At 68.7% G+C, this 18,433-nt stretch carries 14 protein-coding genes; 9 read left to right on the top strand and 5 right to left on the bottom strand.

All coding sequences use genetic code 11. The features are described 5' to 3' along the window. From ACJ8AN_RS04280 to ACJ8AN_RS04305, 6 genes are all read left to right on the top strand, one after another. Positions 1–813: hypothetical protein (locus ACJ8AN_RS04280; protein WP_407753929.1), on the top strand; the 813-nt coding region annotated here is incomplete at its 5' end. A 143-nt stretch (positions 814–956) separates the two neighbouring features. Then, on the top strand, positions 957–1,631 hold the full coding sequence (locus tag ACJ8AN_RS04285; protein WP_407753930.1) for a hypothetical protein: 675 nt from the start codon (positions 957–959) through the stop codon (positions 1,629–1,631). Between the two features lie 127 nt (positions 1,632–1,758). Further along, positions 1,759–2,304 (top strand): GNAT family N-acetyltransferase, encoded by a 546-nt coding sequence (locus ACJ8AN_RS04290; protein ID WP_407753931.1) that lies wholly within the window; start codon positions 1,759–1,761, stop codon positions 2,302–2,304. A gap of 57 nt (positions 2,305–2,361) precedes the next feature. Then, entirely contained in the window at positions 2,362–3,894 is a 1,533-nt protein-coding gene (locus tag ACJ8AN_RS04295; protein ID WP_407753932.1) for an aldehyde dehydrogenase family protein, read from the top strand. A gap of 70 nt (positions 3,895–3,964) precedes the next feature. Continuing rightward, entirely contained in the window at positions 3,965–5,692 is a 1,728-nt protein-coding gene (locus ACJ8AN_RS04300) for a protein kinase domain-containing protein (RefSeq protein ID WP_407753933.1), read from the top strand. Between the two features lie 134 nt (positions 5,693–5,826). Next, positions 5,827–7,146, top strand: coding sequence for a hypothetical protein (locus ACJ8AN_RS04305; RefSeq protein WP_407753934.1), 1,320 nt, complete (start codon positions 5,827–5,829; stop codon positions 7,144–7,146). Between the two features lie 3 nt (positions 7,147–7,149). Here the strand turns inward: ACJ8AN_RS04305 and ACJ8AN_RS04310 are convergent, their stop codons facing one another. Beyond that, the gene (locus tag ACJ8AN_RS04310; protein WP_407753935.1) at positions 7,150–9,747 is read right to left on the bottom strand and encodes a response regulator; all 2,598 of its coding nucleotides are present in this window, start codon (positions 9,745–9,747) and stop codon (positions 7,150–7,152) included. A gap of 369 nt (positions 9,748–10,116) precedes the next feature. On the opposite strand from ACJ8AN_RS04310, the gene ACJ8AN_RS04315 reads away from it, so the two are divergent. Both ACJ8AN_RS04315 and ACJ8AN_RS04320 read left to right on the top strand, forming a co-directional pair. After that, complete coding sequence (locus ACJ8AN_RS04315; protein ID WP_407753936.1) at positions 10,117–10,689, top strand: DUF4142 domain-containing protein; 573 nt, start codon at positions 10,117–10,119, stop codon at positions 10,687–10,689. Positions 10,690–10,722: 33 nt separating this feature from the next. After that, a complete protein-coding gene (locus ACJ8AN_RS04320; RefSeq protein WP_407753937.1) occupies positions 10,723–11,043 on the top strand; it encodes a plastocyanin/azurin family copper-binding protein in 321 nt (106 codons plus the stop codon). Positions 11,044–11,145: 102 nt separating this feature from the next. Here the strand turns inward: ACJ8AN_RS04320 and ACJ8AN_RS04325 are convergent, their stop codons facing one another. Next, positions 11,146–14,313, bottom strand: a complete 3,168-nt coding sequence (locus ACJ8AN_RS04325; RefSeq protein ID WP_407753938.1) for a C45 family autoproteolytic acyltransferase/hydolase — start codon at positions 14,311–14,313, stop codon at positions 11,146–11,148. A 483-nt stretch (positions 14,314–14,796) separates the two neighbouring features. On the opposite strand from ACJ8AN_RS04325, the gene ACJ8AN_RS04330 reads away from it, so the two are divergent. Continuing rightward, a complete protein-coding gene (locus ACJ8AN_RS04330) occupies positions 14,797–16,293 on the top strand; it encodes a penicillin-insensitive murein endopeptidase (protein ID WP_407753939.1) in 1,497 nt (498 codons plus the stop codon). 63 nt (positions 16,294–16,356) lie between these two features. Here ACJ8AN_RS04330 and ACJ8AN_RS04335 read toward each other — a convergent pair whose 3' ends face one another. Genes ACJ8AN_RS04335 through ACJ8AN_RS04345 form a run of 3 tightly spaced genes read right to left on the bottom strand, consistent with a single transcriptional unit; the run spans position 16,357 to position 18,423 of the window. Continuing rightward, positions 16,357–17,301, bottom strand: coding sequence for a hydroxymethylglutaryl-CoA lyase (locus ACJ8AN_RS04335; protein WP_407753940.1), 945 nt, complete (start codon positions 17,299–17,301; stop codon positions 16,357–16,359). Further along, complete coding sequence (locus ACJ8AN_RS04340; RefSeq protein ID WP_407753941.1) at positions 17,298–17,702, bottom strand: cobalamin B12-binding domain-containing protein; 405 nt, start codon at positions 17,700–17,702, stop codon at positions 17,298–17,300. The genes ACJ8AN_RS04335 and ACJ8AN_RS04340 overlap by 4 nt, the downstream gene beginning before the upstream one ends. Beyond that, positions 17,695–18,423 (bottom strand): class I SAM-dependent methyltransferase, encoded by a 729-nt coding sequence (locus ACJ8AN_RS04345; protein ID WP_407753942.1) that lies wholly within the window; start codon positions 18,421–18,423, stop codon positions 17,695–17,697. The genes ACJ8AN_RS04340 and ACJ8AN_RS04345 overlap by 8 nt, the downstream gene beginning before the upstream one ends. Between the last annotated feature and the right edge of the window lie 10 nt (positions 18,424–18,433).

Below are 18,433 nucleotides of genomic sequence, written 5' to 3' on the forward strand. Positions count from 1 at the left end.
AGCGGGGCCGTGCTGATGAAGGCCGGGGAGGACGCCGAGCGGTTGGCGTTGCTCACCGGCCGCGGCTTGGACGAGGTGGCGGTGCTCTCGCGCGTGGCCTCGCACCTGACACCGGGGGACGCGAAGGAGGTGGAGCGCCTGCTGGCGGCGGCCTCGAGGGGGCAAACCTTCACCGAGGAGGAATTGCGCTTCCTCGAGCGGGTGGCGCGAGGGCTGGAGGCGCCGTTGCGGGAGGCGGCCGGGGCGCTGCGGGCGGGCCAGAAGGTGCCACTGCTGGGAGTGCGCGCCTTGCCGGACGGCAGCCGGCTGCTGCCCGGCACCCGGGCCCACAAGGCGCAGCGCTGGGTGGACTACCAGTTCCGCCACCCGGAGAAGTACCGCCGCTTCTCCTTCCAGCCGGACGCGGACTGGGAGCGGATGTACGAGACCATTCTGAAGAACCGGCCAGCGGGCAACGCCTTCGAGGACGCCATCCTCCAGGCCAACAAGTACGAGCGCAACGCCGCGATGATGATGCCGCCACCGGGCGGCGGCGCTCAGGGTTTCATCCCCGACGCGGTGAAGAGCAACCCGATGGAACTGATATGGGGACAGCCCTACAACTTCGTCGAGTCCAAGGCCCGGAAGGAACTCTCCCTCTCCGGCAACCTCAAGGAGATGATTGCCTACGTGGACAAGTACGGTGGACACCTTGAGCTGTGGGTCCGCTCGGCCAGGCATCCCGATGGGGCCTCGCACCTGTCCAAGCCCCTCCTGAACAAATTGAACGACCTAAAAGAACAAGGCAAGGCAATCCTTCTCCCCTACCCGTGATGTCTATTCAGGACATGCCCACCCGATATCTCGAAACACGTTTCAGGCTTCCTCCCGGACGTCCCCTCAGCGCGTCGGTAGGAGCTTTTCTTGACCTGATTGTTCGTGAGTTCCGTTGGTTCGAGCCCAGACGCTACGGGTCCGTGGCCCTGGATAAACCCATTGATCCGAGCCGCATCAATCTGGGGGCACTCGTGGCCCACTACGAAGAGCATGGTACCTTGTTCGTGGCGGCCCGCACCGATCGGGACTTCATCTCGATTCACCCCATCACCACCGGCGCTCCACCCTATACAGGCTCCATTTCCTGGCTGACGTCCGCGAGCCTCGCCTCGAAAGCCTCCTGGCGGGCGGCCCATACAAAACAAGTGCTTGAGGTCATGCGCCTGTTTCAAATCCCCCTAGCGCTGGCTGGGCTGGAAACGGATCTTCATGCCAAGCAATGGCGGCTTGTCCACGAAAGCATCCCCCAGGATGATGGAACGGAGTTCACCTACTCGAAAGAGGTGGCCACTGTGCCCGACTACAGCAAAGGACTGGTGGGCCTCGTCTGGCGCAACTTCTACGGGCCCCCCTTCGTCCGCATGTTCGGCGATCGGCTCGACAAACTACCCCCCGAGTGCCGCCAGACGCTCGGAGAGGAGTTCGCCCTCGTCCAGCCCTACGAGCTGCCCACCGAGGCCGGCACCGAGGCGGGTATGGCTCGCGAGCGGGAGCTCATTTCCCTGCTCGGCCCCGAGTGCTTCTACGACCACGAGCACCACACCCTCCCCACCCGCAGGCCCGTCCTCGACGCACTCGGCCAGCCTCTTCACTGAAGGGCCTCGCCCCGGCTCCCCTACCCCGCTGTTACGGCTCTTGCCCTGGAAGCTCATCCTCCGGTTCCGAGCTCGCGCGTCGGGAGTGTAGCGTGAGGGACGGATCAACCCCCAAGGAGTGGAGCCCGTGCCCGCCATCGACATTCCCGCCATCGACACCGAGCGCCTCACGCTGCGAGGCCCACGACTCGAGGACTTCGAGGACTCCTTCGGGATGTGGGGGGACCCGCGGGTGACGAAGTACATCGGAGGCAGGCCGTCCACGCGCGAGGAATCCTGGGCTCGGCTGCTGCGCAACGTGGGCCACTGGGACGTGATGGGGTTCGGCTACTGGGTGGTGCGTGAGAAGAGCACGGGCCGGTTCGTCGGCGAGGTGGGGATGGCGGACCTCCGGCGGGAGATCGAACCCTCCTTCCGGGGGGCCAAGGAGGCGGGCTGGGTGCTGTCTCCGTCGGCGCACGGAAAGGGGTTCGCCACGGAGGCGGTGAACGCGGCGCTGCGGTGGGTGGACGGCAGGTTCGGTCCGGAGCGCGTGGTGTGCATCATCGACCTGGGGAACGAGGCCTCGCTCAAGGTCGCGCACAAGTGCGGCTTCCGCGAGTTCGCACGCGGCACGTACAAGGGCGAGCCCTTGCGGATGCTCGAGCGGCTCCCCGGTTCGCGGGCCTCATAGCGTGAACCGGGGGGCTGGAGACGAAATCCCCTGACCCGTGGTACTCGGGCGCTGCCCATGAGCCACCCCCTCCTCGACGTGCTCGGCCTGTCCGAGCGAAACCCCGGCACCTACCTCGGCAGCGGCGAGTGGTCCGGCACCTCTCCGGACGCGGACCTCCAGGTCGTCAATCCGAGCAATGGTCAGCACCTCGCCCGCGTGTCCTCGGCCAGCGCGGAGGATTACGAAACCCTCATGCGCAGGGCGGCGCAGGCCTTCACCGCGTGGCGCTCGACCCCCGCGCCCAGGCGCGGCGAGGCCATCCGCCTGTGTGGCGAGGCGCTGCGCCGGCACAAGGACGCGCTCGGCTCGCTCGTCTCTCTGGAGATGGGGAAGATCAAGGCCGAGGGTGATGGCGAGGTGCAGGAGATGATCGACATCGCCGACCTCGCGGTCGGCCAGTCGCGCATGCTCTACGGCCTGTCCATGCACTCCGAGCGCCCCGGCCACCGCATGTACGAGCAGTGGCATCCCCTGGGGCTGGTCGGCATCATCAGCGCCTTCAACTTCCCGGTCGCGGTGTGGGCCTGGAACGCGTTCATCGCCGCCGTCTGCGGCAACATCTCCGTGTGGAAGCCCTCGCCGCGGACGCCGCTGTCGGCCATCGCCGCCACGCGCATCTGCAACGAGGCGCTGAAGGCGGGCGGCTTCCCGGAGGTGTTCTTCCTCCTCAACGACGGCGGCAACGCGCTGGCGCAGCGGCTGGTGGATGATCCGCGCATCGCGCTGGTGAGCTTCACCGGCTCCACCACCGTGGGCCGGCAGGTGGGCGTGCGCGTGGCCCAGCGGATGGGCAGGAGCCTGCTGGAGCTCGGCGGCAACAACGCCATCATCGTGGACCGCACCGCCGACCTGAAGCTGGCGATTCCGGCCATCGTGTTCGGAGCGGTGGGCACCGCGGGCCAGCGCTGCACCACCACGCGCCGGCTCATCGTGCACGAGTCCATCGTGGACGACGTGGTGGCCAGGCTCGCCGCCGCCTATGCGCAGGTCGAGGCCCGCATCGGCGACCCGCTCCAGCCCGGCACCCTCATGGGGCCGCTCATCGACGCGGAGGCCGTGCGGCGCTTCGAGGCGGCGGTGGAGAAGGCCCGGGCGTCCGGCGGCACGGTGGTGAGCGGAGGCAGGGCGCTGAGCGGTCCGGGCCACTTCGTGCTGCCCACCCTCATCACCGGGGTCCGGCCCACCGACGAGGTGGTGCGAACCGAGACCTTCGCGCCCATCCTCTACGTGCTGCCCTACCGGACGCTGGAGGAGGCCCTCGCCATCCAGAACGGTGTGCCGCAGGGCCTCTCCTCGGCGGTGTTCACGCAGGATCTCAAGGTGGCCGAGCAGTTCCTGTCCGCGGCCGGCTCCGACTGCGGCATCGCCAACGTCAACATCGGTACCTCCGGCGCGGAGATCGGCGGCGCCTTCGGCGGCGAGAAGGAGACGGGCGGTGGCCGGGAGTCCGGCTCCGACGCGTGGAAGGCGTACATGCGCAGGCAGACCAACACCATCAACTACTCGGACGCGCTGCCTCTGGCGCAGGGCATCAAGTTCGATCTCTGAACGCCCCTCCGGCTCCGCCCGGGCCCCCCCTGCTTCGTGAAGGGCACCGGGTCGGCTACGCTGCCGTCCCGTGACGCCCTACACCTTGCTGCACCTCGCCCTCGCGGGCGCGTTCCTCATCCTCGCGTTGATGCACTTCGCGACCTGGGCCGCGGTGCGCTCGCAGCGGGTCCAGCTCTGGCTCGCCGCGAGCTTCCTCGGCTTCTCGGTGCTCGGCTTCGTGACGGGGCTCGCCAGCCGCGAAGCGGGCGAGGTGATCGCCGACACGCGCCCATGGCTGCTGCTCGGCGTGCTCATCTCCATCCCCCTCCCCTACACGCTCCTTCGCGTCGCGTGGTCGCTGCTGGATCAGCCGCTCACCTTCTGGCGGCGCGTGATGCTGGGGGTGGCCCTGGCGCTCGGTGGAGTACGGGTGCTCGCCGTCACCGGGTCCGTCCTCACGCTGCCCACGGCCGGGTTGACCTCGGAATCGCTCTCGCAGGCGAGCGCGGGACTGAGCCTCCCGCTGTTCTGGCTGCTCGCGGTGTGCGTGGCCGGGACCTGGGCGGTCGAGGCGGTGCGGCTGCTCGAGCGCCGGGGGGCGATGGCGGTGGCCGTGCTCGTGGCCTCGCTCTTCGCGCTCGCGCTCCTGGGCCGCGAGTTCGCCGTGGATGCGGGCTGGATGCCAGGGCCTCCGCTCTTCGTGCTCGTGGGCCTGCCCTTCCTGCTGCTCGCCTCCACCGCGCTCGCGATCCTCACCGCGCGCTCGCTGCGGGGCGCGGACCTGGGGACCGGCATCCACCGTTACCGCCGGCTCGTCCGGCTCGGACGCGGCGGCATGGGCGAGGTGTGGCTCGCGGTGCGCACGGGCCGCGCGGGTTTTCATCGGCTCGTCGTGCTCAAGCGGATGCTGGAGGAGGACGGCGAGGATCCCGCGGTCCGGCTCCAACGCTTCATCGGCGAGGCTCGCACCGCCGCGCGCCTCCATCACCCGAACATCGTGTCCGTCTATGATCTCGGCCAGGTGGATGGCGGGTGGTTCATCGTCATGGAGTACCTGAGTGGCGTGAACGTGCTCGAGCTCGTGCGCCGCGTCGAGAACGGCGGCGCGCTGCCGCTCGAGGTGATCGTCGAGCTCTGTCAGCAGGCCCTGCGCGGGCTCGCCTACGCGCACGAGCGGGGCGTGATTCATCGCGACATCAGCGCGGACAACCTCGTCGTGTCGTTCGATGGCGTGGTGAAGCTCGTCGATTTCGGGATCGCGCATGGCGCCGGTGATGCCCAGGAGCGCGTCTCCCGGGCCGTCTCCCCGCCGCCCGTGACACGGCTCACGCAGGTCGGTGGCATCATCGGGAAGCTCCCCTACATGCCGCCCGAGCGCGTCCAGGGGGCCGAGGCGACGGTGTCGGGCGATCTCTTCGCGCTCGGCTGCATCCTCCACGAGCTGCTCTTCGGTACGCTGCCCGTCCTTTCCGAGGAGGGCCTCCACCTGCCGCGCCGGGAGCGGCCCGACGCCCCCGTGGCGTATCGGATGCTCCGGGACGTCCTCGCCGTCGCGCTTCACCCCCACCCGGAGCGGCGCTTCCGCGACGCGAGGGCCTTCCAGCTCGGCCTCGAGCCGGTTCGACACGCCCTTCCCGCGGTGGAGCTCGTGAGCTGGCTGCGGGAGAACTTCGCGGAGCGATGGACGCGTGAGCGGGAGCTGTCGGAGCTCGGAGATCCCTCGCCCGCCGACGTGGAGGCCTTGCTCACGCGCGAATCGGCTGGGGCGCCTGGAGTGGATGCGGAGACCACGCGGCTCATTCAGCGTTCCCGCTGAGACGCTCACTCATTGTTCCGGCGTGGACGCAACGACATCCCTCGCGAACAACAGTCCCTTCCGGTTTCCATCCCCACCCTTCTACCGCTGGGACCCGCTGGCTCCAGCCGAGGGGGGAATGCATGAAACAATCCATGAAGGTGCTTTGGGGGGTGCTGGCGTGGGCGGGCCTCGTGGCCTGCGGCGTTCCGGTTCCCGAGGAGGAATCGGTACAGCCGGTGACGGAAGAGAGCGTGGAGGTCAGCGCACGCTCGGCCGACAGCGCGCACCGGCCGCGGCCGCCCACGGAGCCGGAGTGGGTGCGCACCATCTCCGGGAGCGGCGAGCACGAGACCCAGGCCGTCGCGCATGATCCGCGGGGTAACGTCTTCGTCCTGGTGACGGATCTCGGAGGACCGCTCGACTTTGGCACCGGGCCCATGAGCGCGCCGTTCCCGGTGGGGCGCATCGCGGGGCTCGCCAAGTACTCGCCTGGCGGCAGGCTGCTCTGGGCCCACGTCATCACGGCCCAGCCCACGGAGGAGATTCCCGTCCCTTCCCTCCTGGGCATCGCGATGGCGACCGATCCGAAGGGCAACCTCGTGCTCTCGGTGAACGTCACGGGACGGCTCGCCCTGGGGGCCATCGACGTGTCCTCGGGGGACTACCTGGTGAAGTTGGACGGGGACGGCCATGGGCTGTGGGCGCGCCGGCTGCCCACCCGGGCGACGGATGTGGCGATCGACGATGACGGCCACATTGGCATCACGGGCTTCCTGCAGGGTGCTCCCGGCGCCACGTTCGATTTCGGCAACGGGCCCATCACGGCCGCGAAGCCATTCGCCTTTGTCGCCCGCTACTCCTCGCGGGGCAAGCTGGACTGGGTCTTCGTCGATGACGAGGTGATCTTCACCGAGGCGCTCGCCACGGATGAGCATGGGAACTTCTACTTCGGAGGCATCCGCTTCCCGGACATTCAAAGCGGCGTCGGCACGCCCTACCTGCGCAAGGTCACCTGCAAGGGCCAGGGCGCATGGTCCCGCCTCCTGGAGGGCAGCACGGGCGGGATTTTGAGCATCGCGGCCCACCATGACCGGGTCGTCGCGGTGGGCTCCTTCTCCGGTTCGTTCCGTTTCGCGGGGCGGACCCATACCTCGGCGCCCTCGGTGCTGGCCGAGGGGTTCCTGCTCAACTTCTCGCAGAGCGGCCGGGAGCGCTGGGCCCAGCAGTTGGACTCCCCGCTCTTCGCGGTCGGCCTGGACCACGAGGGGGGCGTGTACGTCGCGGGTGAGATTGGCTCCGATGGCCCGGACGACTGGCTGTTCACCGCCCGCTACTTCAAGGAGAGCGGCAACAGGGACTGGGCGCTCAGCTTCCGCGACCGCTTCCTCTTCGCCAGGGATCTCTCCGTGACGCCGCGGGGAGACCTGGCCATCACCGGCCCCAGCATCTACGTGCTGCAGTTCGCACGCTGAGACTCAGGGCATGGCCACCGCCTGCTCCAGCGCCTCCTGGATCTGCGGCAGTGAATAGGGCTTGGGCAGCACCACCACGCCCGCCAGCGGCGCCTCTCCCTGGGGGAGCGCCACGTTCCCATGGCCCGAGGCGAGGATGACCTTCATCCCCGCCTTCCGGTCCGCCACCTCGCGCGCCAGCTCCACTCCCGACGCTCCCGGCAGCGACACATCGGTGAACAACACGTCGAAGCCGCTGGCGGCCAGCGCTCCCCGGGCCTCCTCGGCGCTGGTGACCGCCAGCACCTCGTGCCCCAGCAGGTCCATCAACTCGCACGCCGACGTGCGCACGTCCTCGTCATCCTCCACCAGCAGCACGCGCAACCGGCGCGACGCGGCGGGCGCGGGGGGACGCATGGGGACGGTGGGGGCCGGCTCCGCACGGGGGGGGGAGCGGACCGACAGCCGCTGCTGACGGCCATTGAGCAACTGCCGCAGCTTGCGGGCCAGCTCCTCCCGGCTGTAGGGCTTGCTCAGCAACTGCACCCCCGCGTCCAGCCGTCCGCCATGGACGATGGCGTTCTCCGTGTAGCCCGAGGTGAAGAGCACCTCGATGTCCGGGTGCAGCTGCCTGGCCTGCCGGGCCAGTTCGGGGCTGCGCACCGGACCGGGCATCACCACGTCCGTGAACACCATGTCGATGGGGACGCCGCTCTGCAGAATCACCAGCGCGCTCTGCGCGTCCACGGCCTTGAGCACGCGGTAGCCCAGCTCGCTCACCATCTCCACCACCGTGCTCCGCACCTCGGCGTCATCCTCCACCACCAGGATGGTCTCCGTGCCCCCCTCGATGGGGCCGGTGACGATCTGGGTGTCCGCCGACTCGGCCTCCGCCGCGCGAGGCATGTAGAGCTTGATCGTCGTTCCGTGCCCCACCTCGCTGTAGAGCTTGATGTGGCCGCCACTCTGCTTGACGAAGCCGTACACCATGCTCAGGCCCAGGCCCGTGCCGCGGCCCTCGGGCTTGGTGGTGAAGAAGGGCTCGAAGACCCGCTCCATCACCTCCGGCGTCATGCCGCTACCGGTGTCCGAGACGGCCAGCAACACGTACTGGCCGGGGAGGACCTCGGGGTGCAGCCGGCAGTAGTGCTCATCGAGCACGGCGTTGCCCACCTCGATCGTCAACTTGCCGCTGCCGTTCATGGCGTCGCGGGCGTTGACGGCCAGGTTGATGATGACGTTCTCGAACTGGTTGGGATCCAGCGCCGTGTTCCACAGCTCCTTGGCGGTGGAGGTCTCCAGCGCCACCTCCTCGCCCAGGGTGCGGCGCAGCAGGTCATCCATGCCGCGCACCACCTTGCTCACGTTGACGACGAGCGGCTGGAGCGGCTGGCGGCGCGCGAAGGAGAGGAGCTGGGAGGCGAGCTTGGCGCCCCGGTCCACCGCGCGGGCGGCGGTCTGCACGCGGCCCAGGGCGCGCTCGTTGCCCACCAGCTCGCGCTGCAGGAGCTGGAGGTTGCCGGCGATGACCTGGAGCAGGTTGTTGAAGTCATGCGCCACGCCGCCGGTGAGCTTGCCCACGGCCTCCATCTTCTGGGACTGCCGCAGCTGCGCCTCGGTCTTGCGCCGCTCGGCCTCGCTCTCCTCGAGCGCGCGGGTGCGCTCGCGCACCAGCTCCTCCAGGTGCTCCTGGTAGTGGCGCACCTGCTGCTCGGCGAGGACCCTCCCGGTGACGTCCGCGCCGTAGACGAGGATGGCCAGGACGGGGCCTCCGGGCAGACGGACGGGCCGGTAGTCGAGGTCGATGAACATCTCCCGCTGCGGCTCGCCCGGCCTCCAGCTGAGGAAGACCTTCATGCTGCGCATGCTGATCGACTCGCCCTGGTGGAACACCCGGTTGAGCATGTCGATGACAGCCCGGTTCTTGTCCTCCGCGAGCTCCGGCCGCGCCTTGAGCAGCGGCAGGCCGATGACGTTGCGGAAGCCGAAGAACGGCAGGTAGTTCTCGTTGACCATCTCGTAGACGAAGTCCGGACCGCGCAGGACTCCGACCACCCCGGGGAACGCCTCGAGCAGCTGGCGGAGGTAACGGCGCTCGTGCTCCAGCTCCTGGTTGTTCTCCTGCACCGTCGACATCCGGGCGAGCAGGGGCGCGACCTGCTCCAGGGAGAAGCCCTCCCGCCCCGCCTCCCGCGCCCACTTCGCGACGTCCGTGGAGCGCAGGTCCGTCACGTCCACGGCCTGCTGGAGGATGAAGGCCACGTTGCCCGAGGCGTCGAGCAGGGGCTTGTGGGAGAAGGTCCAGAAGCGCTCCTCGAGCACCCGCCCCTCCTGGGTGGAGCGCGCGATGGGCTGGGCCACCATCGGGACGACGTCCAGCATGCGCCGTTCGAGCACCCGCTCGAGCGATTCCCGGAGCCTGCTGGCGTTGTTCTGGTCCGGAGGGTTCGTGTCCCGGGGAAGCACGTCGAACACGTTGCGCCCGATGATCTCCTCACGGCGCAGCGACGTGGCCTTCAAGTAGGCCTGATTGACCGTGACGTACTTCAGCTCGCGGTCCAGCACCATGAGCGGAGTGGGCGCGGAGTCGAACAGTTCCTGGGAGTCGATCTGAGGAGACATACGGGGGCGCACGATAGACGACGCGCCCGCTCCAGGGGACGGCTATCCCACGGCGGGACGCATCCTCCCCTGGAGCTCTCCCTCGGAGTGAAGGGTTTTCTTCTCAACACAAGGGGCGGAAACCCCTCGACGGGTCTCCAGGGAGTCGAAAGACAGAGCAGGAGTGGACCTTATCGCCCCGTGAAGGGGTAGTAACCCGGTTTTCGGTGCGGAGGCTGTCACCTCCGGACCGGGTTTCGCATCTAAGAATTGTCCAAGAAATTCCGCCCCAACCGGCCGCCCCTTCCGGCATCGATGGAAGGTGTTGCTCGGTCACCGGGAGCTCTTGGAAAGGCGAAACGCATCTCAACAAACGGGAGACTTTCAAACATGAAGCGAAGCCTGATGATTGTCGCACTGGCGTTCAGCACCATGGCGATGGCCGCTGCCGGCGCTCCGACCGATCCGGAGATCGCGCACATCGCGGTCACCGCGAACCAGATCGACGTCGACGCGGCGAAGTTCGCGCTGACCAAGACCAAGAACGACACGGTGAAGCAGTTCGCCAACACCATGATCACCGACCACACCGGGGTGATCGCCAAGGCCACCGAGCTGGTGACGAAGCTGAAGGTGACGCCGAAGGACAACCCCACCAGCAAGAGCCTCAAGCAGAATGCGGACAAGGCCAAGGCGGAGCTGCGCAAGAAGAGCGGCGCGGACTTCGACAAGGCTTATGTCGACAACGAGGTCGCCTACCACGAGGCGGTGATCGGCGCGGTGGACACCGTCCTCATCCCGAACGCCCAGAATGCCGAGCTCAAGGCCCTGCTCACCCAGGTGCGGCCGGCGCTCCAGGCACACCTCGAGCACGCCAGGCAACTCCAGAGCGAGCTCGCCGGCGGAGCGGCCACCACCGGCTCGCACGAGCACGGCACCAAGCCCGCCAGCACCGGGAAGTAGATGAGAGCGCACCACCTTACAGCAGGACTCGCGGTGGTGCTTGCGTTCGCCGCCGCCGGAGTGACCGTCGCCGCCGAAAAGAAGGCGGCGCCAAAACAGCACGCGGCGCCGAAGCAACACGCGGTCTCGATCAAGGGGATGAAATTCGTCCCCGAGACGGTGGAGGTGGCCGTTGGCGACGTGGTGGTCTGGACGAACGAAGACATGTTTCCCCACAACGTTTTCGGCGGCCCTCTCAACTCGCCCATCCTCGAGCCGGGGAAGACATATCGGTGGACGGCGGAGAAGCCGGGCGAAATCCCGTATCACTGCTCACTGCACGTCGTGATGAAGGGAACCGTTCGGGTTCGCTGAGGAAACACGCCTGGGACTCGGAGAGGGGCCGCGAGCGTCGGACGCGCGCGGCCCCTTCGCGGTCGGGGAGACAGGATTTGAACCCGTCTCCCCTGCCCTGCTTCAGTTCGAGCCGGCCGTGGAGCTGAGCGGCTTGACCTCGGGAGCCGGGGACTCCTTCAGCTCCACCGAGAGCGCGTCGAGGCCGTGGTAGCCCTTGGTGCTCACCTCGCCGCCTCGATAGAGCGCCCAGCCCTGGAGCTGACCCGGCATGAACGAGCGCGTCATGTGCCAGAGCTGCGGCCCGCTGTTGGCCAGGTAGAGGTAGAGGTTGCGCTTCGGGTTCCACGGGTTGGGCAGCGCCACCGCCAGCCCGTCATCCGAGCGCCCATACGTCTTGCCCTGCCAGCGGAAGTAGCGGCGGCCGATCTCCACCGGCAGCTTCTTCTCCGCCGCCAGCCGCGCCACCAGCCCGTTGTCCTCGGCGCCGCCGAGCACGAACAGATCGCGGCTCGCCAGCTCCTCATCCGTCACCTCGGAGTCGGGCTCGAGGGGGGCGAGCTGATCCGTGAAGGCATCCGCCACCACCTCGCGGAAGGCCAGGGTGAGCGTGCGGTCCGCCTCCACGCCGCGGGCGGTGCCGTGGACGAAGAGCAGCTGGGTGAAGTCATCCATCACGTTGGAGAGCACCTGGAAGTGCTCGCGCGGCACGGGGATGTCGTTGGACGGGTTGAACACCACGCGCACGGGCTTCTCGGCGGTGTGGAAGGAGAAGGTCTCGCTCGCGCCCTTCACCTCCACGCGCTCCAGGCTCGAGCCCTTGGCGGACACGAGCTCCACGCTGGAGACGAAGTGGTAGGGCTTGCCGCCCTGCTCCACCTTCAGCGTCACGTCATAGCCGTCCTTGGCCTGGGTGGAGCTGGCCTGGATGCGAGGCTCGGGCAGGCCGCCGCGCTCCACCCACTGCGAGACGAAGGGCTTGAGGTCCCTGCCCGCGGCCTCCGAGGCGGTGCGCACGAAGTCCGCCGTGGTGATGTTCTTGTTGGCGTAGCGCTCGTGGACGGTGGTCATGACCTTGGAGAAGGCCTTGTTGCCGAGCAGCAGCCGGAGCTGGTGCAGCACGTAGGTGCCCTTGATGCGGGGAATGGTGTAGGTGCCGTAGCGGCCGTACGAGGTGCGCGCGGCCACGGGCACCACGTCCTCCTCGCGCGAGGTGAGGTACAGGTAGCGGGTATTGAGCTCGGCGAGCGAGTCGCGCTGCTGCTCGAAGGCCTTGTCCGCCGGGTCCGGCAGCTTGTTGAGCAGGTTCCAGTAGGCGGCCGTGCCGCTCACGAGCCAGTTGTCGCCATCGGTGGCGGGGAACACGGTGTTGGCCCACAGCAGCTTCTTGTCGAAGCCGAGGGCCTCCTTCACCTTGGTGGTGTCACGCTTCGCCGCGGCGGCCTTCTCCTCCTTCTCGAGCGCCTTGGCGTGGACCGCCTTGAGCTTGTCCGCGACGAAGATGGGGCTGAAGGTGGTGTAGCCGAGCGTCAGGTGCGCAGTGGCGCCGGGGAGGTCCTGGATCCACCGGCCGCCGACCATCTTCTCGCGCAGGGTCGTCTTGCCGTAGTGCGCGAGGAACATGAGCTGTCTGGCCATGTCGGCGGTGGTGATCTTCCCGTCGCAGGCGTGGGGCCGGTTGATGGGGCTGGAGGCCATCATGCGGATGGCGTTGTCCAGGTCGATGCCGCCCTTGCCGTGCTCCTCGAAGTACTTCTGGAAGGCGATGTCGCGGTTCCAGGTATTGAAGGCCAGGTCCACCGGGGCGTTCTGCGGGTTGGAGATGTATTCCTTGCGCACCTCGAGGTCGCGGTTGTTGTTGTTGGCCCAGATGAAGTCCTTGAGGTTGCCCGGAGTCTCCGCGGGCTTGCCCTGCGCGCCGGTGCGCCACAGCTTCGTCTTCTGGGTGCCGAGCGTGAGGCAGGCGCCCTCGCCCGTCTTGGCGTCCGCGAGCGTCCAGTCGTTGGTGTAGAGGCCGTTGTTGCGGTCCTGGAGGATGCGCTGCACCTCGTCGATGGTGGAGGCGTACTGGGCGGCCTTGCGGATGCGGTTGCTCTGGGGCGTGCCATCGGGATTGAAGGGCGTCTGGCCCACGGTCGTCTCGCCGATGACGATGCCCGCGTCGTTGATGAACCAGTCGGCGCCGCTGTGGATGCCGCCCGGGAACGTCTGCATGACGAAGCGGTGGCCCTTGGTGGGCTGCACGTCGAGCATCACGTCCCAGTGCACGCCGGTGTAGCCGTTCCACATGAAGATCTGCGCCATGATGAACTGGCCATCACGGGTGGCGGACTTCGTGGCGACGAAGGACGAGCAGTGGTCGCCCTCGCCCGCGCGGGCCGTCTCGTCCTCGGCCTTGAGGAAGGTGCGCCCGGAGAGCGGCGTGGAGCGCACGCGGTTGGCGTCCTCGAGCTGCCCCAGGTCCACCGCCGAGTTGAGCGCCACCACGTCCAGCAGATCCAACTCGCGGTCCTTGAACTTCACGCCGGCCTTGTTGACGCCGTCGGCGATGCCCTTCATCTCCTCGAGGAACTCGGCGTCGTACTTGCGCAGGAAGAGCGAGTCCGCGAGCAGCCGCACCTGGGACCAGCCATTGACCACGTCCTGGCGGTTCTTCAGCGTGCCGAGCTTCTCCATGTAGCGGACGACGTCCTCGGCCACGAGCTCGCCGTACTGCTGGCCGCGCTCGTAGGGCTCGCCCTCGATGTGGATGTACTTCCACCCGCCATCGTCGTAGCGGAAGCCCTTGCCGGCCCAGCGCACGGACTCCATGGGGATGTACGCGGTGATGTCGTCCACCTCCTCCACGCGCACGTCATCCACCCAGACGGAGCCGGTGGCCTTGCCGTTGCGGCCCAGGTGCACCTGCACGGCATCCGAGCCCTGAATGGCGAAGAAGAGCACCGAGACGCGCCCGTCCGCGTCCGCGCCCTGCGTGGGCGAGCAGTTGGTGAAGGGGAAGCTCTTCATGGACAGGCATGCGCCGATGGCCGTGGGGTAGCGCGCCTGGGGATCCGCCCGCACGCCGCGGGTGCGCACCCACGCGCTCAGGCGGTAGAGGCGGCCCACCTGGAGCTTCACGGGCTCGGACCGCACGGTCGTTTCCGCGCCGCTGGCCGGGTTCTCGATGACGAGCCCGCGCGCGCCCTCGGCCTTGCCGTCCGTGCTGGAGGCCACCTTGCCTCCGCCCGTCGCGGTCCAGCCCGTGGGCTGCCCCGAGGAGGCCAGCGCCTCGAAGCCCGCGTTGGCCACGGGGACCTGCGCGGCCCGTGAGTCGGGCGAGTGAAGTGCTCCCGCGGTGAGCAGCAGTGCGCCGAGGAATCTCGAGATTGTTCGCAGAGGGGTCATGTCCTGAGTGGGGAGATGAAAAGGTCCGGGTACTTCCCCCGCTCCGACCGCCCCGGTCAACCGCCCGCGCATGACGCGCCACGACATCCGGGCCCGTGCGGGGAATCGCGTAGCCGCGTTCGCCGGAAGCGCGAAGTGCGCGGTTTGACTTGGAAATCGGCGCCCGAGGCGTGCCATGGCGGGTAGGACGCGCCCTGCCCCACGCGTCAAGTCCGTCCGGCCCGCCTGCCAGGAGTCCCAGGCAGCCCAGACGCTTTACTTTTGCCTGGAGGAATTTCGGGTCATGCTCCGCGCCGAGTGCGTTCTACATCTTGGATCATCCTGTTGCTGTGCGCAGGCTGCACCGCGCACGTGGTTCCCTCTGTCTCCCCGTCGAAGGTGACGGCGATGTCACAGGAGGCCTCGTCGCCCGCCGTGGCCGCCGCGCAGCCCGCGTCATCGCCGGCCGCCTCGCAGGAGGCCACGGCCTCACCCGCGCTTCCGGAAACCGTGGCGCAGGTGGCGGAGCACAATGACGCGGTCGCCCAAGCCGCCGCCGACACCGAGAGCGAGGAGGAGGCCGGGGGCGAAGATGAGCCGGGCGCCGACGACGCGGACGAGGGCGAGGCCAACGAGGCCCAGGCGAGCACGGACGCCGTGCCCAACGGTCCGCTGTACACCTCGGAGCTGTCGGACGAGAAGCTGACGGAGCTGTGGAAGAAGCAGCCCACCACCCTCGGCTCCATCTCCGTGGGCTTCGTCGAGAGTGGGCGGATGGTGAACTCGGTCCGGGTCCCTCAGGGGGATGACTGGATCGTGGTGTCGCCCGAGCTGGCCTATGGCACCCAGGAGACGGTGGACTACGTCCTCACGGCCATCCGCGAGGTGCGGGCCGCGTACCCGAAGGCGCCCCCGCTCCGCGTGAATCAGATCAGCTCCCGCGAGGGCGGCTTCCTGCGCCCGCACAAGAGCCACCAGAACGGCCGGGACGTGGACCTGGGCTTCTACTACCCCACCGTGGATCCGATCCGCGCCCGCGAGCGCGAGAGGTACATCGACCTCGAGCTGAACTGGGCCCTGCTCAAGTCGCTCGCCACGCACACCGACGTGCAGATGATCCTCGTGGACAAGCGCGTGCAGAAGGTCCTGTACGACTACGCGCTGCGCCAGGGCGAGAGCAAGGAGTGGCTGGACTCGCTCTTCAACGCCGGGCCCAAGGGGCTCATCAAGCACGCGCGTGGCCACCGCGACCACTTCCACGTGCGCTTCTTCAACCCGCGCGCCCAGGAGCTGGGCCGGCGCATCGCTCCGCTGCTCGCGCTGCAGCCGGACAAGAACATCCAGATGCACCGGGTGCGCTCGGGCGACACGCTCGGCGGCATCGCGCTGCGCTACGGCTCCAGCATCAACGGCATCAAGAAGGCCAACCGGATGCGCAACACCTTCCTGCGGCTCGGCCAGGTGCTGGCGGTGCCGCTGCGTGGCCCCTGCACCCGCTGCCCCGTGCCGCCGCCGCTCGTCGTTCCGCCGCGCCGCATGCCGCCCGGGCTCGAGCAGCAGGCCCCGGCCGTGGCCGCGAAGCCCGCGTCCGTCGCCGCTCCGGCCGCCGCCACGCCCGCCCCTGCCCCGGAGCAGCCCGCCGTGGCCGCGCAGCAGACCCCGGCCGCCGCCACCGAGCAGCCCGCCGTGGCCGCGCAGCAGGCTCCGGCCCCCGCGGTGGAGTCCCAGCCCGCCGTATCCGCGCAGCCCGAGAACACGGGCGGCAGCGCGCCGGCGAGCGCCGACACCTCGACCGAGACGAAGCCCCAGACGCCGGACACCTCGCGTCAGGAGCCCTCGGGGATGACGGTGCCGGCCGGGACGCACTCCTCGGCGTCCATCGTGGTGCCGGCGGTGGTGCGGTAGGAAGGACGCAGCGGAGCGGGAGCACGGGCTACACCGTGCTCCCCCGCTTCCGGGTGACGCGGCTCAGGTTCGAGCCCGGCGGCTCGCCTTCTTCTCGCGCTCGCCCAGGGCCGCCTGGAGGAACTTGCCCGCCAGCTTCCGGCCGATGAGCTCCTGGGCCACCATGCCCGCCTCGACGAGCTTGTCCAGGTTGATGCCCGTCTGCACGCCCATGCCGTGGAGCATGTAGACGAGGTCCTCGGTGGCCAGGTTGCCCGCGGCGCCCGGGGCGTAGGGGCAGCCGCCGAGTCCGCCGATGCTGGCATCGTACGTCGTCACGCCCAGCTGCAGGCCCACCAGCGTGTTGGCCAGCGCCGTGCCGCGCGTGTCGTGCAGGTGCAGCGCGAGCTTCTCCACGGGGAGGTGCTCGAGCAGCGCGGAGAGGATGGTGTCCGTCTGCCGGGGCGTGCCCACGCCGATGGTGTCACCCAGGCTGAGCTGGTAGATGCCGGCGTCCACGAGCGCGCGGCTGATCTCCACCACGCGCGACACGGGCACCTCGCCCTCGTAGGGGCAGCCCCACACGGTGGACAGGTAGCCGCGCACGCGCAACCCCGCCTCGAGCGCGGCCTCGGTGGTCTGCCGGGCCTCGGCCACGGCCTCGGCGATGCTCTTGTTGATGTTCTTCTTCGAGTGGGCCTCGGACGCGGAGATGAAGACCGCGGCCTCCTCCAGGCCCGCCTCCTTGGCGCGCGAGAGCCCCTTGAGGTTGGGCACCAGCGCGGAGAACGTCACGCCCTCGCGCCGCCCCACCAGGCGCAGCAGCTCCTCGGCGTCCGCGAGCTGCGGAATCCACTTCGGAGACACGAAGGACGTGACTTCGATGCGCTTCTCCCCCGCGGCGATGAGGGCCTCGACGAGCCGGGCCTTGTCGCGCGTGGGGAGCGTGCGCAGCTCGTTCTGCAGGCCGTCGCGAGGGCCGACCTCATAGACGTCGACCCGCTCTGGCAGCCTGCCGAGCCCGCTCATGCGCGGGCCTCGATGTGGGTTCGGATCCACTGGACGATGTCCTGCGTCGAGCTTCCGGGGGTGAAGATCTCCGTCACCCCCAGGTTCTTGAGCTTGGGGATGTCGTCGTCCGGGATGATGCCTCCGCCGAACACCGCGATGTCGATCGCGTTGCTCTTCTTCAGCAGTTCAATCACCGCCGGGAAGAGCGTCATGTGCGCTCCCGACATGATGGACATGCCGATCGCGTCGACGTCCTCCTGGATGGCGGCGTTGACGATCATCTCGGGCGTCTGGTGCAACCCCGTGTAGATGACCTCCATGCCCGCGTCGCGCAAGGCCCTCGCGATGATCTTCGCTCCGCGGTCGTGACCATCCAGGCCTGGCTTGGCCACCAGAATTCGCAGCTTCTTCTCAGCCATGTCGCAGCTCTGCTCCCACGATGAGATCCGTTGATGTGCCGGACGGCTGCTCCCCCTCCAGCCCACCATGCACCCAGCACATCGAAAATCCCGTGAATTCCAACAGTTGCATCAAATCCGCAAGGGGATAGTAACGGATGGCATATCGCCCTGAAAGAACGCGCCCATCCGGAAATGTCAGTCGCCTGGTGGCCTCGTCGCGACCACGCACCGCGTCGAAGCGGCTCTGCTCCTCCAGCAAGCCGCCGTCCGGCAACCGGGTGGAGAACGAGGCCTCCGGCTGGGACGCCAGCCGCTCGTACGGCACGGTGTGCAACACGAGCCGGCCCCCGGGTTTGAGACAGCGGGCCACCTCGCGCAGCAGGGCCGCGTGCTCCTCGTCCGAGAAGACGAACAGCGTCGAGTACCAAGCGTAGGCCCCCGCCAGCGAGCCCGTGCGGAACGGGAGCGAGCGCAGGTCCGCTCGCACCGCCGGAAAGCCCGGGAGCCGCTCCTTCAGGGAGAGCGCGTCGAGCTCCAGGCCGATGACCCGGCCCGCCAGGGGGCCCTGGGCGTTGAGGCGCGCGGCATGCCGGCCGTGGCCACAGCCCAGGTCCACCACGGGCCCGGGCACCTTCAGGTCCTGGAAGCTCCTGGCGAGATAGGCCACCTCCTTCGCCGTCGTCTCCTCGGAGAGGAACGGCAGCGTGGAGCGGAGGTACAGCTCGCCGAAGAAGCTCACGGAGCGGGCT

The organism is Archangium sp. (assembly GCF_045802675.1).
In the GTDB taxonomy this organism is placed as follows: domain Bacteria; phylum Myxococcota; class Myxococcia; order Myxococcales; family Myxococcaceae; genus Archangium.

What these genes read in the sequence shown, in the direction of transcription:
- ACJ8AN_RS04340 (WP_407753941.1), bottom strand. Translation starts at nt 17,702, where the DNA reads ATGGCTGAGAAGAAGCTGCGAATTCTGGTGGCCAAGCCAGGCCTGGAT.
- ACJ8AN_RS04335 (WP_407753940.1), bottom strand. Translation starts at nt 17,301, where the DNA reads ATGAGCGGGCTCGGCAGGCTGCCAGAGCGGGTCGACGTCTATGAGGTC.
- ACJ8AN_RS04310 (WP_407753935.1), bottom strand. Translation starts at nt 9,747, where the DNA reads ATGTCTCCTCAGATCGACTCCCAGGAACTGTTCGACTCCGCGCCCACT.
- ACJ8AN_RS04315 (WP_407753936.1), top strand. Translation starts at nt 10,117, where the DNA reads ATGAAGCGAAGCCTGATGATTGTCGCACTGGCGTTCAGCACCATGGCG.
- ACJ8AN_RS04295 (WP_407753932.1), top strand. Translation starts at nt 2,362, where the DNA reads ATGAGCCACCCCCTCCTCGACGTGCTCGGCCTGTCCGAGCGAAACCCC.
- ACJ8AN_RS04330 (WP_407753939.1), top strand. Translation starts at nt 14,797, where the DNA reads ATGTCACAGGAGGCCTCGTCGCCCGCCGTGGCCGCCGCGCAGCCCGCG.
- ACJ8AN_RS04305 (WP_407753934.1), top strand. Translation starts at nt 5,827, where the DNA reads ATGAAGGTGCTTTGGGGGGTGCTGGCGTGGGCGGGCCTCGTGGCCTGC.